Raw genomic sequence first — 14886 nt, forward strand, 5'->3', positions numbered from 1 at the left:
GCCGCCCTTTGCAATACGACTTTCGCTTTGTGGGACTGGAGTCCGGTAAGGCGGTTATCGGACTTCAGAAAAAGCTGATGAGCATGTCGGCCAAGGCCACGAGCTGACCAACGTTGGCGATGCCTGTCTCACGCGGATACTTTGCGGCGGTGGCGAATGCTGGACGGAGAGCGTCCGTAGAGCTCGCGAAAGGCGGCGTTGAACCGGCGCACGCTGCCAAAGCCGGCCTGGTAGGCGATCTGGGCCAATTGATCATTTGTCTCGTCAATTAGGCGCTTCGCCCGCTGTACACGTCTGGTCTTTGCTACCTGCTGGGGGTTGGCCCCGACATACCGCTCGAACAGACGCGCAAGGTGGCGCGAGCTTACCCCGAGCCGATCGGCGAGTGCAGCAACCGAACCGTTGTCCAACGCGCCACCATCGATCAATTTCAAGGCGCGCGCGACTGTCGAGCGCGTGCCATTCCAGGCAGCACAGAAGGGCGCGGTCTCCGGACGGCAACGCAGGCAAGGCCGGTATCCCGCAGCTTCGGCAGCCGCCGCAGTTTGATAGTAGGCCACGTTACGGGTCAACGGCTGCTTCACCGGACAAACGGGGCGGCAGTAGATTCGCGTAGTCCTGACTGCCGTGTAGAAACGGCCGTCATAGCGCGGGTCGCGCTGCAAGCGCGCGGTGTTGCATACCTCAAAACTGAGCATGACTCATTTTACCGTAGACCGCCGCCAAAAGAACAGCCCTGAGATGATCAGGTCCGATTCCGGCCAGCGATGTCGATGCGCTCTTCTTATAAGAGAGCCCAGATCCGCTGAGCACTTGGAGAAGGAAAAATGAACAGCACGAATCCTAAAGAGATCGTCATCAATGCCTGGAAGACTTTCAAAACACGTGATGCCAGCTTGATCGCGGAGCTGTTTACTCCCGATGCCGAATGGATTGCGCCGGCCGGAAACGCCACCGCAGTCGCTCTCAAGCACACCGACCACATGATTGGACCGGACCAAATCGCCCGCTTCATTGCCACGGAAATGCATCATCTGTTCTCGAGCGTCGAGATCTCGTTTCTGGGCCTTCATGCCGATGGTGACACTGTGGTGGTCGAGGAGCGGATGCGAGCTACTCTTCCTGGAGGCAAGCCCTACGAGAATGACTATTGCTTCGTCTTCGTCCTTTCGAGCGACCGCATCAAGCTGGTTCGCGAATATATGGACACCCGAAAGGGCTGGCAGATGATCTTCGAGCCGCTTTGAAAATTGCTTTGGGTCACAAGCCGATGTCTATCGGCGGAAGCCAATGGCGATTATCGCAGTCGGGACCTTGCAAAAAGCGCGTCCTCGATCTCAATCCCGCTAAGCGTGACCCTCGCCATCATTTTTCGATGGAGCCGCCCTTCGGAGCTTTATGAGGTATGTCCCATCCAAAGTAGACTTCCACCCGAACGATCTTGTCTCCGCGCGCGGTGGTTACCTCACAATTACGAAACCTGTGACCTCCAGCAGCAGCTGCCTCATAGACAATGACTGCTCGGTTTCCATCGTCGCTCGCGATGACTTCATCGAACGAGCTGGTCTTTTCGCTGTTGAGCCAGCAGCGGCGCAGATAAGTCGCACGATCCAACTCATTGTCGATTGGACTTGAGAAGTGATAGTCGTCCGCAAGAAGCGCTTCGATCGCTGTGCGATCTTTATCGACGTATGCCTTTAGCCTGGCACGTGCCAGATCGAGCGTGCTTTTCGTCATGCCATTTTCCTTTTAGAGTTTGACCGAACGAAAGGCCGAGCGCCACTCATCAACAAAGAGCTCGGAGGCTAAAGCTGGACGAAGTGCCCTTCCTGTCGGGCCTCATGCCAGGATAGAAGCGACATCAGATAACTTGAGCCTCTAACAACCTTCGGTAAAATTCGTTCCGGGCTCACGCTGTGCGCGCTTGGCCAGAATTCCGTGACGAAAGCCGGGAAGGAAACAGCCCGACCAACCTTGTGATGCGGCCCATTCGGATCGTGGCGCTCGATCAGATAGACGAATATTCGCTATCGACCGGCTACGAACGGAGACCATGTGGTGCGACGCTCTCGCCAAATCTCCGCTGTCATTCCCCGCGAAGGCGGGGAATCCAGTACGCCGCAGCTTCTCGATTGATCACGACCGTCTCGGAGTACTGGATCGCCCGCCTGCGCGGGCGATGACATCGTGAATGAAGCGGCAGTCCGAACTGCCCTCGCCTCACGCCCCCTCGAACTGCAGCCTCGCCAGCCGCGCATAAAGCCCGTTCGCGGCCACGAGCTCCGCATGCGTGCCCTGCTCGACAATCCGGCCCTGGTCCATCACCAGGATGCGGTCGCAGGACAGGACGGTGGCGAGGCGGTGCGCGATGACGAGCGTGGTGCGGTGGCGCATCAGCTCTTCCAGCGCGGTCTGCACCAGCGTCTCGCTTTCGGCATCGAGCGCGGAGGTGGCTTCGTCGAGCAACAGCAGCGGCGCATCGCGCAGGATCGCACGCGCGATCGCGATGCGCTGGCGCTGGCCGCCGGACAGCGTCACGCCGCGCTCGCCGAGCGGGGTGTCGAAACCTTCGGGCAGGCGGCGGATGAACTCGGCGGCGTGCGCGAGCTCGGCGGCGCGCTCGACCTCGGCGTCGGTGGCATCGGGCCGGCCGAAGCGGATGTTGTCGCGGGCGCTGGCCGCGAACACGTTGGATTCCTGCGGCACCAGCGCGATGCGCGAACGGAATTCACGGGGATCGGCGGATTTGACCGGCACGCCGTCGAGCGAGATCGCGCCGCTGCGCGGATCGTAGAAGCGCAACAGCAGATGAAAGATCGTGCTCTTGCCGGCGCCGGACGGACCGACGATCGCAACCTTCTCGCCGGGGCGCACGGTGAACGACACGGCATCGAGCACATTGACGTCGCGCCGCGCCGGATAGGCGAAGCTGACACGATCGAAGCCGACTTCGCCGCGCGCCGGCACCGGCAGCGCGCGCGGCGAGGTGGGCGCGGTGATGTCGGGCTGCACATGCAGGATCTCGAACAGGCGCTCGGCAGCGCCGGATGCCGCCGAGATCTCGCCCCAGACCTCGCTGAGCTGGCCGAGGCCGGCCGCGGCGAAAGCCGCATAGAGCACGAACTGGCCGAGCCGGCCCGGCGTGATGGTACCTGTGAGCACGTCGTGCGAGCCGATCCAGAGGATCGCGACCACGCTTGCGAACACGATGAAGATGATGATGGCGGTGAGTACGGCACGGGCCTGCGTGGAGGTGCGCGCGGCCTCATAGGCCTGCTCGACCTCGCCGCCGAAACGCTTCTCGGCGAGGCTCTCGCTGGTATAGGCCTGCACGGTCCGGATCGCACCGACCAGCTCACTCGCATAGGCGGAAGCCTCGGCCAGCGTGTCCTGCGCATTGCGCGACAGACGGCGCACCCAGCGCCCGAAGGCGACCAGCGGCAGCACGATCAGGGGAATGGCGAGCAGCACGAAGCCGGACAGCCGCGGGCTGGTGATCACCATCATCGCCGCGGCGCCGAAGAACATCATCAAATTGCGCAGCGCGATCGAGACCGAGGCGCCGACGGAGGATTTGATCTGGGTGGTGTCGGCGGTGAGGCGCGACACCAGCTCGCCGCTGCGTGCAGAATCGAAGAAGGCCGGCGACAGCGAGAGCAGATGGGCGAAGACGTCGCGCCTGAGATCGGCGACGATGCGCTCGCCGATCGTCATCACGAGGTAGTAGCGCGCGGCGCTTGCGAGTGCGAGCACGGCGACGACCGCGATCATCACCGAGAAGTAGCTGTTGATCAGCTCGATGCCCTCAGGCGTCAGGCCGAAATCGATCATCCTGCGCACCGCGACCGGCACCAGCAGGGTGGTCAGCGCCGCGATCGTCAGCGCGACGAAGGCCAGCGCCGCCCGGCCGCGATAGCGGGCGATATAGGGCGCGAGCGCCAGCAGCGGCCGCAGCTTCGCGCGGCTCTTCGCCGGCGCCTCGATCAGGTCGGCCTCGATCGACGGGGCTTCTGCGGGCCCGGTTTCAAGCCGTTCAACTGCGCTCATGAGATCCGACCAAAAGACAAAGAGAGGTGCTCCGCTCCAGATAGGCCGGGCGAGCGGGAGTGGCAAATCCGGGATGTCCCTTAGGGGGCCACCCGGTCCTCTGCCTAAGGCCCTAAAGGGCTTGCCAAGACGTCGCCAAGACCCTGCAATGGCTTGTTTTACAGGGCCTCGTGGGGTATAGACCGCGCCAAATCCGTCATTCGATAGCCACTCAAGTGAGGCGCCGGGGCGCCGAGGAATTGCCATGAAAGCCGAAATTCACCCGAACTATCATACGATTAAGGTCGTGATGACCGACGGAACCGAGTACCTGACCCGCTCCACCTGGGGCAAGGAAGGCGACACGCTGAACCTCGACATCGACCCCAAGTCGCACCCGGCCTGGACCGGCGGCAACGCCCAGCTGATGGATCGCGGCGGCCGCGTCTCGCGCTTCCAGAAGAAGTTTTCGGGCTTTCTCAAAAAGGATTGATCCGCCCCTCGCGGCTGGAGACGAAAAACGCCCCCGGAGAGCCGGGGGCGTTTTTTTTGTTTTGGGGGGATGCTCGTCATTGCGAGGAGCTCTTGCGACGAAGCAATCCAGACTGTCTCCGCGGAGGGATTCCTGGATTGCTTCGCTCCGCTCGCAATGACGGGAGCTTACCGCTCGAACGCGGCCTTCAGCGCGTTGAGATGCGGCACCAGCGGGTTGCCGATCGAGGAATGATCGACCGGCGGGGTGTGGATGGTGGTGTCCAGGCGGCGCACGCGGGTCTGGAGGCTCATCGAGCGATGGATCAAATCCTGGAGCTGCGACGGCAGCTTCTCGATGCTGTCGGTCGAGCCGGGATCGGCGGCGGAGAGCTTGACCTTGGTCTTTTCGCGGTTGGCCTGGCCGAGCGTCATCTCGCCTTCCTTCACCGCGCGGTGCAGCAGCAGCCACGAGGCGAGCTGCATCAGGCGGGTGGTCAGGCGCATGCTCTCGGTCGCGTAAGTGAGGCTGACGGCACGATCGAGCGCCTTGGCCTCGGTGCGGCCGGCGCCATCGAGATAGGCGGCGGTCTCCTCGACCAGGTCCATGCCCTCGCGGAACAGGACGCCGAACGCCGCAGAATTGGTGAACCGCTCGCTGAGTTGGACGAGAGCGCCCTCGGCTTGCAAACGTTCCATGGTTAACGCCCCTTTACGCAACTGTGACTGCCCGGCTTTGGCGCCGGCTTATGATGAACAAATCATTGCGCGGGCGAGACGCCGAGTCCAGTGACAAGCGTGGATATGGTTTCCGCGGGTCTTTGCCCGGAATCCAACCGCGGCGAGACGCAAAAAAGCGGGGCGTCGGCGCAAAAAAAGAGCCGCCGGAAAACCGGCGGCTTTGAAAGTTGATAACAGGGAGGCGTCAAACAGAGTGGACAGGAGCCACTCGGTGTCCAAACAAGGACAGTTCCTAGTCATAAACTCGAAAGCTTAATGTCGAGTAAACGAGCGATTATTTTGAGGGTTCGTTAGCCATGTCGGTCAGTGGCCGAGTGGGCCCGCGGAACAAACTCTCTCCGTCGCCCCGGCCTAGTGCGCAATTGCGCACGGGGGCCGGGGCCCATAGCCACAGGGAAAAGTCGTCGCGCGAAGGCGTAACTCCGAGTCGTCGCCAAACCACGCCCTGTGGTTATGGGTCCCGGCCCCCGTGCGCAATTGCGCACTAGGCCGGGACGACGGCGGTGGTGCGACGCCTACTTCTTGAAAACGCTATTCGCCGCATCGCGCGAGGCGCGCTTCTTTGTTGCGGCTTCTTCCAATCGTGCGATCTCGCCCTTGAGCAGCGCGATGCGCTCGGTCAGTTCCTCCACCGATAAGAGTGAGAGATCCTGTCCGATGTCATGGCTGATCTTCTTGCGCGGGCGGTCGTCGTCTTCCATCGCCATCCTGGTTCCTCCTGCGTTCGCCTCACAAGCGGCTGAGGCGGTTGCCAGCCTGCACGGCGCTGGCTAAGCAATGGCCTCGTTCCATCCCGCACCTTTGCTCAAGGACACATCATGGACAAGCTGCCCGCGCAAATGACCGTGGTCGCCATCTCGAAACCCGGCGGACCGGAGGTGCTGGTGCCGGAACAACGGGCGCTGCCGCAGCCCGGCCCCGACGAGATCCTGGTCAAGGTGCAGGCCGCCGGCGTCAACCGGCCCGACGTCGCGCAGCGCTCCGGCGCCTATCCGCCGCCGCCCGGCGCCAGCGACCTGCCCGGCCTCGAAATCGCGGGCGAAGTGGTGGCCGTCGGCAGCAACGCCAAGCGGCACAAGATCGGCGACAAGGTGATGTCGCTGGTCGCCGGAGGCGGCTATGCGCAGTACTGCATCGCCCAGGACGGTCAGGCGATGAGCGTGCCGCCGTCGCTCTCGATCAAGGAAGCCGGTGCGCTGCCGGAAACGCTGATGACGGTCTGGCACAACGTGTTCGAGCGCGGCGGGCTGAAGGCCGGCGAGACGCTGCTGATCCATGGCGGCTCCTCCGGCATCGGCACCATGGCGATCCAGCTCGCAAAGGCGTTCGGCGCGAAAGTGATCGTCACCGTGGGATCGCAGGACAAGATCGATGCCTGCCTCAAGCTCGGCGCCGATCGGGCCATCAACTACAAGACGGAAGACTTCGTCGCCGTGGTCAAGGCGGAGACGAACAATGCCGGCGCCAATCTGATCCTCGACATGGTCGCCGGCGACTATGTCGACCGCAACTATGACGCCGCCGCGCTCGACGGCCGCATCGTGCAGATCGCGACCCTCAACGGGCCCAAGGTCACCGTCAACATCGCCAAGGTGATGGTGAAGCGCCTGACCCATACCGGCTCGACCTTGCGCCCCCGTAGTAATGCGGACAAGGCGGCGATGGTGGCCGCGATCGAGGCGAAAGTGATGCCGCTTTTGCGCGAAGGCCGGGTCAAGCCGCTGATGGACAGCACTTTCCCGCTGGAAAAGGCATCCGACGCGCACCGGCGGATGGAGACCTCGGCACATATTGGCAAAATTGTGTTGGAGGTCTAGGCCAGCGGCCCACAGGTCAAGCCGGAAACCCTTTGATTTTCCTTGCTTTCGTGGCATCTATCGCGACGCACCGAACCACCTTATTCCGTTCGGAAAACGCCGTGCACCGAAGAGCCTGCACCGAACAGTTTGCGTCGAACGCGGAGAACTGACCTTGCGTCTGATCAGGTGCCTCGCGCCCATAGCGCTGGGCCTCATGATTCTCGTCTGCGCGTTCCCGGCGCGCGCGCTCGACGCTGTCAGCGTCCGCGGTGACGCGCCCGCGATCGACCTCACCGGCGTGCTCGAGCATCAGCGCAGCGACGCCGACCGCATCCAGGTCTCCACCGCACCCGGCACCGACGGCATTGTCCGCCGCATCGAGGTGCGCGCCCGCGAAGGCGGCCAGAACTGGGTGGTGTTCGCGCTCGCCAACAACACCGACGACCAGCTCGACCGCCTGATCGTCGCCCCGCATTACCGCATCGTCTCCTCGGGGCTGCTGTGGCCCGACCTCGGGCTGTCGCGCATCGCGACCATCACCCCCTCGACCGGCGACCGGCCGGAGCGGCAGGAGAGCCCGACCGCCGACGTCTTCCGCGTCACCCTCGATCCCGGCGCCGTCGTCACCTTCGTCGCGGAGCTGCGCACCGACAAGCTGCCGCAGCTCTATCTGTGGGAGCCGGAATCCTACAAGGACAAGGTCAACTCGTTCACGCTGTACCAGGGCATCGTGATCGGCATCTCCGGCTTGCTGGCGCTGGTGCTGACCATCCTGTTCGTGGTCAAGGGCAGCATCATGTTCCCGGCCGCCGCGGCGCTGGCCTGGGCGGTGCTGGTCTATATCGGCGTCGATTTCGGCTTCTGGGGCAAGGTGCTCGACATGTCGAACAACGCCGAGCGCATCTGGCGCGCGGCGGGCGAGGCGATCCTGGCGGCGACGCTGCTGGTGTTCCTGTTCGCCTATCTCAATCTCAGTCGCTGGCACGTGCGCTATTCGCACATCACGGTGGGCTGGCTCGCGTTCCTGGGCTCCCTGGTTGCGCTGGCCCTGTTCGACCCTGCGGTGGCCTCCGGCATCGCGCGCATATCGCTGGTATTGATTGCCTTCGCCGGCTTCGCGCTGATCGTCTATCTCTCCACCCACGGCTTCGACCGCGCCGTGCTGCTGATCCCGACCTGGTTCCTGCTGGTGGTCTGGGTGGTCGCGGCCGGCATGACGGTCGCGGGCTCCGTCACCAACGACATCGTCGGCCCGGCGCTGCTCGGCGGCCTCGTGCTGATCGTGATGCTAATCGGCTTCACGGTGATGCAGCATGCGTTCGCCGGCGGTGGCGCCACCACCGGCGTCGTCTCCGACATCGAGCGCCGCGCGCTGGCGCTGGCCGGTTCCGGCGATTTAATCTGGGACTGGGACGTGTCCGCCGACAAGGTCTTCACCAGCCCCGAGACCGAGGCCCTGCTCGGCCTCAAGCGCGGCACGCTGGAAGGTCCGGCCGCCTCCTGGTTGGAAGTGCTGCACCCGCTCGACCAGGACCGTTTCCGCGCCGCGCTCGACAGCGTGCTCGACCAGCGCCGCGGCCGCCTGGTGCAGGATTTCCGCCTGCGCACGCCGGACGGTCACTTCATGTGGTTCGCGCTGAAGGCGCGCCCGGTGGTCGGCTCCGACGGCGAGGTCTCGCGCGTGGTCGGTACCCTCACCGACGTCACCGAGCTGCGCAACGCCGAGGAGCGCCTGCTGCACGATTCCGTGCATGACAATCTCACCGGCCTGCCCAACCGCAAGCTGTTCATGGACCGGCTCGGCGCCGTCGCGCACTTTGCCAAGACCATGCCGACGCTGCGGCCCACGCTGATGGTGATCGACCTCGACCGCTTCAAGCAGGTCAACGATTCCGTCGGCATCGCGGTCGGCGATTCCATCCTGCTGACGCTGGCCCGCCGCCTCACCCGCATCCTGAAGCCGCAGGATACGCTGGCGCGGCTCGCCGGCGACCAGTTCGGCCTGATCCTGCTCTCGGAGCAGGACCCCGCCCGCATCACCGCCTTCGCCGAGACCATCCGCAAGACCATCCGCGCGCCGATCGCCTTCAACGAACGCGAGATCTTTCTCACGGCCTCGATCGGCCTCGCCTTGTCCGATCCGCAAGTTCAGCTCACGGACGAGATCATCAAGGACGCCGAGCTTGCGATGTATCACTCCAAGCGCATCGGCGGCGACCGCATCGACGTTTACAAGTCCGCGATGCGCGCGCGAAAAACCGACCGGCTGACGCTGGAGAGCGAGCTGCGCCGCGCCATCGAGCGACAGGAGCTCACGATCCTGTATCAGCCGATCGTTCGGCTCGAAGACCGCTCCGTCGCCGGCTTCGAGGCGCTGGTGCGCTGGGATCATCCCAAGCTCGGACGCATGGCGCCGTCGGAATTCATCACCATCGCCGAAGAGACCGGCCTGATCATCGACCTCGGCATGTTCGTGCTCGACCAGACCGCCAAGCAGCTCTCGATCTGGCAGCGCGCGATGCGCTCGCGCGAGCCGATCTTCGCATCCGTCAACGTCTCCTCGCGGCAATTGCTGCGCCACGATCTGATCCACGACATCCGCACCGTGCTGTCGCGCTCCTCGGTCGCGCGCGGCACGCTGAAGCTGGAACTGACGGAATCGCTGGTGATGGAGAATCCGGAGCACGCGGCGCAGATGCTGACGCGGATCCGCGAGCTCGGCACCGGGCTGTCGCTCGACGATTTCGGCACCGGCCATTCGTCGCTGGCCTATCTGCAGCGCTTCCCGTTCGACACCATCAAGATCGACCAGTCCTTCGTGCGCACCACCAACCGCGGCACCCGCCCGGTGATCCTGAAGTCCATCATCGCGCTCGCGCACGACCTCGGCATGGACGTGGTCGCCGAAGGTGCCGAGACCGATTCCGACGCGGTCGAGCTCTACCAGATGGGCTGCGAATACGCGCAAGGGTTTGCCTTCGGCGAACCCATGGATGCCGACGCCGCGATGCGCCTGCTCACGGAAGTGCGTCTGGAAGCGGCGAGCTGATCCTTCTCCCCTTCTCCCCTTGTGGGAGAAGGTGGCGCGAAGCGCCGGATGAGGGATGTCTCTACGAATCGAAATGCTGACGTGAGGATAGAGACTCCTCACCCGTCTCGCCGCTACGCGGCGAGCCACCCTCTCCCACAAGGGGAGAGGGAAAGAGCGAACCTCTCCTCGATATCAACGCCGCCGGTCGCTCTTCAGCTTCGTGAACCGCACGCTCTCGCCGTCCGGCATCCGCATCGCCTTGAAACCCGCGGCGAGGCAGGCTTCGCGCTGCGGCATCTGGATGTCCGGGCTGCGCAGGCTGTCCCACCATGAGGCACGATTCGCCGCGCGCGGCAGGGCCGCGCCGATGATCTCTTCGATCTGTTCATAGGTCAGCACGAATTCCGCCTGCTTCTGCCGCATCAGATAATCGCGCAACGCGTCGTAGTCGTTCACCGCTGTCCTCTTCGCTGGTCGAAGCCCCGCTTTGCCCAAAAACGTGAGCCGCGGAAACCAATTTTTAACTCATTCCGGCAGCGCCGTCCCGGCTTAAACACTACTCAAGCTTTCGGGCGCATTCACTGGTGTCGGGAGCAAACGATGTTGTCTCGATGGCGCGACGTCACGGCCCGGCGGCCATGGCGGCTTTCGGCGAAGCTGCTGATCATCTCGTCCGTGGTGACGGTGATCGGCTTTTCCGCCATTTGCGTCAACGTCATGCTGGACATGCGCCGCGGCGAGGAGGCGCTCGCCCGCCAGACGCTGGAAAACCTGGCGACGACCATCGAGTCCGACGTCAGCCGCAACATCGAGATCTACGACCTGGCCCTCAAGGCGGTCGCCAGCAATATGCTGCTGCCGGAAATCGCCACGGTCTCGAAGCCGATCCGTCACCTGATCCTGTTCGACCATTCGACCACGGCGAGGCATTTCGGCGCGATCCAGGTGTTCGACGCCGACGGCCGGCTGACCATCGACGCCTCGACGCTCGATCCCGTTGTCGTGAACCGGGGCGACGAGGATTACTTCAAGGCCCATCGGGACAATCCGGACGCAGGCCTCTTCATCAGCCGTCCCATGCTGTTCCGCGGCGCTTATTCGATCGTGCTGAGCCGGCGCATCAGCGACACCGACGGCGGCTTCCTCGGCGTCGTCGCCGGCTCGATCCGCTTCAGCTATTTCCACGAATTGTTCGAGCGGCTGAGCCTCGATCCCGACGACACCATCACCGTGCTGAGGCGCGACCGTACCATCATGATGCGGCGGCCGTTTGATCTCGACGTGATCGGCACGAATCTGGCCAACCGGCCGGTCTGGAAGGCCGAAAATCTGAAGGTCGGCAGTGCATTCGCCGGACAGGGGCCGATCGACGGCACGCCGCGGCTCTATGTCCGCAGCGGTGGGACCAGCCCGCTATTCGTGGTGGCAGGCAAGCCACTGAACACCGTGTTCGAGCTCTGGCAGAGGGAAGCCTACCGCATCGGCGCCGTGGTCCTGGCGCTCAGCCTGTTCATGCTGGCATCGACCCTGGTGCTCGCGCGCGAAATCGGCCGGCGCGCCGAGGCCGAGCGCAAGCTCGAAGAGATGGCGACGACCGACGCGCTCACCGGCCTGAAGAACCGCCGCAAGTTCGACCAGGTGATCGACGTCGAATGGCGCCGCGCGATGCGGCAGCAGACGCCGATCGCGCTCTTGATGATCGATGCTGATCACTTCAAGGCCTACAACGACACGTTCGGCCACCAGGCCGGCGACCAGGTGCTGGTCGGCATCGCCATCTGCATTTCCGATTCGGTGAGCCGCGCCGGCGACTGCGCGGCGCGCTATGGCGGCGAGGAATTCGCCGTGCTGCTGCCGGGCACCTCGGTCACCGACGCCCTCACGGTGGCCGAGAAGATCCGCGCCAAGGTGCAGGGCTGGTCCGACGACCACACGAGCTCGACCGTGTCCTGCGGCATCGCGAGCCTCGTTCCGACCACGGGCATGGACTGGCCGCTGCTGGTCGCCGCCGCCGACAAGGCGCTCTACGCCGCAAAAGCCGGCGGCCGCAACCAGTCGGTGGTCGCGAGCCTGCCGAAGCTGTCGCTGGTGGCGTGAGGGGTTCGTTCCGTCATTGCGAGCGAAGCGAAGCAATCCAGACTGTCTCCGCGGAGGCAGCCTGGATTGCTTCGTCGCTTCGCTCCTCGCAATGACGAGGGGAGCGTTACTGCCCCAGATATTTCTTCATCTCCGCAATGAGCCCGTCACGCAGCTCCGGCCGCTTCAGGCCGTAGGCGATGTTGGCGCGGAGGAAGCCGGGCTTGGAGCCGCAATCATGGCGCTCGCCCTCGAACTCGACGCCGTAGAATTTTTGCGATCTGGCGAGGCCGATCATGGCGTCGGTGAGCTGGATCTCGCCGCCGGCGCCGCGCTCCTGGGTCTCCAGAATCTTGAAGATCTCCGGCTGCAGGATGTAGCGGCCGGTGATCGAGAGGTTGGAGGGCGCGGTGCCCTTGGCCGGCTTCTCGACCATGCCGTCGACCTCGAACATCTTGCCGGTGCGTTTGCCGACGCCACAGATGCCGTATTGATGGGTCAGATGATCGGGCACCGGCTCGACCGCGATGACGTTGGATTTTTCGCCGAGCTTGCTGGCGGTGTCGATCATCTGCTTCAGGCAGCCGGGCGAATTGAGCACGAGTTCGTCGGGCAGCACCACCGCGAACGGTTCGTTACCGACGATGTCGCGCGCGCACCAGACCGCGTGACCGAGGCCGAGCGGCGCCTGCTGGCGGGTGAAGCTGACAGCGCCGGCCTCCGGCTGGTTCTGCGCCAGAACGTCCTGCTCGGTCTTCTTGCCGCGCGCGGCCAGCGTCGCATCGAGCTCGAACATCCGGTCGAAATGATCTTCGATGACACTTTTGTTGCGGCCGGTGACGAAGATGAAGTGCTCGATGCCGGCTTCCCGGGCCTCGTCATAGACGTACTGGATCAGCGGCTTGTCGACGATCGTCAGCATTTCCTTCGGCATCGCCTTGGTGGCGGGCAGGACGCGGGTGCCGAGGCCGGCAACGGGAAATACGGCTTTGCGGATTTTCATGGGATTGATCGAATACCTGAGGAACACGTGAAGGGAGCAATGGCATCTTGCTAGCTTGTTTGCAGCCGCCAACAAAGGCGGATGTGGGGCCTCATCCTCACAGAGTTAAGAAAAAGGCCACCATCAAAATTTCACCTTTGTTAAGCTGTTGGCAACCGTAACCAGGCCTCCTGAGGGCGGATTTTGGCCGGACAGGTGTGGACATGATGCAATCAATGGCAGGGCTGGCGAAACGGGGCGGGTCCGTGACCGGTGCGACGATGATTGCGGCCGTCCTGCTGTTCCCGCTTCCCGCCAGCGCGCAGGCTCAGAACGGTCTGTCAAATCTGTTCGGCGGTATCTTCTCCGGCCCGAACCAGGCGCCTTCGTCAGCAGCGCCGGGGCCTAGCGGCGCTCAAACGGGAGTTCAACCCTGGACCGGCGAGGACGGCGCTTCCGGCCATCCGCTGATGACAGCCGCCGCGATCCGGGAGGCCGCGGGCAATTTCAACAATTGCGTCGCGGGGATGTGGCCCGATGCCGCACGGCGCAACATCACGCAGGAAAATTTCCAGCGCTTCACGGCAGGCCTCGCGCCCGATCTGCGCATCATGGACCTGATGGACTCGCAGCCGGAGTTCACCAAGTCGATCTGGGATTATCTCGACATCCTCGTGAACGACAACCGCCTCGCCAAGGGCCGCGAGGTTCTGGCCAAATACAAGGCGCAGTTCGACGCCACCGAAAAAGCAACCGGCGTCGATCGTTATATCATCGCCTCGATCTGGGGCATCGAGTCCAACTACTCGACGCAGATGGGCGACCGCAGCGTGCTGCAATCGACCGCGACGCTCGCCTGCATCGGCCGCCGCCAGGCTTACTTCAAGGACGAATTCCTCTCCGCGCTGGAGATCCTCAACCGCGGCGATCTCAGGCCCGAACAATTGCGCGGCTCCTGGGCCGGCGCCTTCGGCCCGACCCAGTTCATGCCGACCGCGTTCAAGCGCTTTGCCGTGGACGGCGACGGCGACGGCCGGCGTGACGTCGTCGACAATCCCTCCGACCTGATTGCGTCGACCGCCAACAATCTGAAGAAGGACGGCTGGCAGGCCGGCCAGACCTGGGGCTACGAGGTCGTGGTGCCCCAGGGCTTCAACTACATGCTGGCCGATCGCGCCAAGGCGATGACGATGGCGCAGTGGGAGAAGCTCGGCCTCAAGCGCCCGGCCAACCAGCCCTTCCCGCATCCGGGCGAGAAGGCCTATCTGCTGGCACCGGCCGGCGCACAGGGACCGGGCTTCCTGATGCTGCAGAACTTCCGGGTCATCATGAAGTACAATCCGGCCGAGGCATATGCGCTGGCGATCGGCCATTTCGCCGACCGCCTGCGCGGCGGCCAGCCGTTCGTGCAGCCCTGGCCGCGGCAGGAACGGGAGCTGTCCCGGACCGAGCGGCTGGAACTCCAGCAACTGCTGGCCCAGCGCGGCTTCTACAAGGGCACCCCCGACGGCCAGTTCGGCGGCCAGACCCGGGAAGCCCTGCGCAATTTCCAGGCCTCGATCGGGGTCCCCGCGGACGGATTTGCCTCCTCCGACGCGCTGAACCGGCTGCGCGGGCGGTAAAATCGCGCCGAAAGTAACCCTGAACAGGGAATTTGGCCGACAGCCTTGACCGGGGCGGCCGTTCGCCGTGTATGGGCCAAGGATCCTAACCTCAGAATCTTGGGCCGACGATCTCAGTGTCTGAAGAGAACTGAAAAG

General features: G+C 64.0%; 13 protein-coding genes. 6 read left to right on the top strand and 7 right to left on the bottom strand.

Going from position 1 to position 14886, the window contains the following annotated elements:
* Nucleotides 1-128: 128 nt before the first annotated feature.
* Nucleotides 129-698: a bifunctional transcriptional activator/DNA repair enzyme AdaA gene (locus ACVIN2_RS16055; protein ID WP_456766286.1), complete on the bottom strand. Its 570-nt coding sequence runs from the start codon at nt 696-698 to the stop codon at nt 129-131.
* Between the two features lie 129 nt (nt 699-827).
* On the opposite strand from ACVIN2_RS16055, the gene ACVIN2_RS16060 reads away from it, so the two are divergent.
* Nucleotides 828-1247: a nuclear transport factor 2 family protein gene (locus tag ACVIN2_RS16060; RefSeq protein ID WP_456766287.1), complete on the top strand. Its 420-nt coding sequence runs from the start codon at nt 828-830 to the stop codon at nt 1245-1247.
* 118 nt (nt 1248-1365) lie between these two features.
* On the opposite strand, the gene ACVIN2_RS16065 is transcribed toward ACVIN2_RS16060, so the two are convergent.
* Nucleotides 1366-1737: a nuclear transport factor 2 family protein gene (locus tag ACVIN2_RS16065; RefSeq protein ID WP_456766288.1), complete on the bottom strand. Its 372-nt coding sequence runs from the start codon at nt 1735-1737 to the stop codon at nt 1366-1368.
* Nucleotides 1738-2220: 483 nt separating this feature from the next.
* Nucleotides 2221-4047, bottom strand: a complete 1827-nt coding sequence (locus tag ACVIN2_RS16070; protein ID WP_456766289.1) for an ABC transporter ATP-binding protein/permease — start codon at nt 4045-4047, stop codon at nt 2221-2223.
* Between the two features lie 244 nt (nt 4048-4291).
* Here ACVIN2_RS16070 and rpmE point away from each other — a divergent pair, with 244 nt between their 5' ends.
* Nucleotides 4292-4519, top strand: a complete 228-nt coding sequence (rpmE, locus tag ACVIN2_RS16075) for a 50S ribosomal protein L31 (RefSeq protein ID WP_007599895.1) — start codon at nt 4292-4294, stop codon at nt 4517-4519.
* A 167-nt stretch (nt 4520-4686) separates the two neighbouring features.
* Here rpmE and rcdA read toward each other — a convergent pair whose 3' ends face one another.
* A complete protein-coding gene (gene rcdA, locus ACVIN2_RS16080; RefSeq protein WP_007599893.1) occupies nt 4687-5196 on the bottom strand; it encodes a protease adaptor protein RcdA in 510 nt (169 codons plus the stop codon).
* 557 nt (nt 5197-5753) lie between these two features.
* Nucleotides 5754-5945 (bottom strand): DUF1192 domain-containing protein, encoded by a 192-nt coding sequence (locus tag ACVIN2_RS16085; protein ID WP_007605502.1) that lies wholly within the window; start codon nt 5943-5945, stop codon nt 5754-5756.
* 111 nt (nt 5946-6056) lie between these two features.
* Here ACVIN2_RS16085 and ACVIN2_RS16090 point away from each other — a divergent pair, with 111 nt between their 5' ends.
* Both ACVIN2_RS16090 and ACVIN2_RS16095 read left to right on the top strand, forming a co-directional pair.
* Complete coding sequence (locus ACVIN2_RS16090) at nt 6057-7055, top strand: NAD(P)H-quinone oxidoreductase (protein WP_007605500.1); 999 nt, start codon at nt 6057-6059, stop codon at nt 7053-7055.
* Between the two features lie 154 nt (nt 7056-7209).
* A complete protein-coding gene (locus ACVIN2_RS16095; protein ID WP_026232774.1) occupies nt 7210-10086 on the top strand; it encodes an EAL domain-containing protein in 2877 nt (958 codons plus the stop codon).
* 174 nt (nt 10087-10260) lie between these two features.
* On the opposite strand, the gene ACVIN2_RS16100 is transcribed toward ACVIN2_RS16095, so the two are convergent.
* On the bottom strand, nt 10261-10524 hold the full coding sequence (locus ACVIN2_RS16100) for a DUF7662 domain-containing protein (protein WP_456766290.1): 264 nt from the start codon (nt 10522-10524) through the stop codon (nt 10261-10263).
* A 144-nt stretch (nt 10525-10668) separates the two neighbouring features.
* Here ACVIN2_RS16100 and ACVIN2_RS16105 point away from each other — a divergent pair, with 144 nt between their 5' ends.
* Nucleotides 10669-12165, top strand: coding sequence for a sensor domain-containing diguanylate cyclase (locus ACVIN2_RS16105; RefSeq protein ID WP_456766291.1), 1497 nt, complete (start codon nt 10669-10671; stop codon nt 12163-12165).
* Between the two features lie 106 nt (nt 12166-12271).
* Here ACVIN2_RS16105 and ACVIN2_RS16110 read toward each other — a convergent pair whose 3' ends face one another.
* The gene (locus ACVIN2_RS16110; protein ID WP_007599884.1) at nt 12272-13147 is read right to left on the bottom strand and encodes a UTP--glucose-1-phosphate uridylyltransferase; all 876 of its coding nucleotides are present in this window, start codon (nt 13145-13147) and stop codon (nt 12272-12274) included.
* Between the two features lie 203 nt (nt 13148-13350).
* Here ACVIN2_RS16110 and ACVIN2_RS16115 point away from each other — a divergent pair, with 203 nt between their 5' ends.
* Nucleotides 13351-14748, top strand: coding sequence for a lytic murein transglycosylase (locus tag ACVIN2_RS16115; protein WP_456766292.1), 1398 nt, complete (start codon nt 13351-13353; stop codon nt 14746-14748).
* Nucleotides 14749-14886 lie beyond the last annotated feature (138 nt).

The sequence above is a fragment of the Bradyrhizobium sp. USDA 3650 genome, assembly GCF_054057395.1.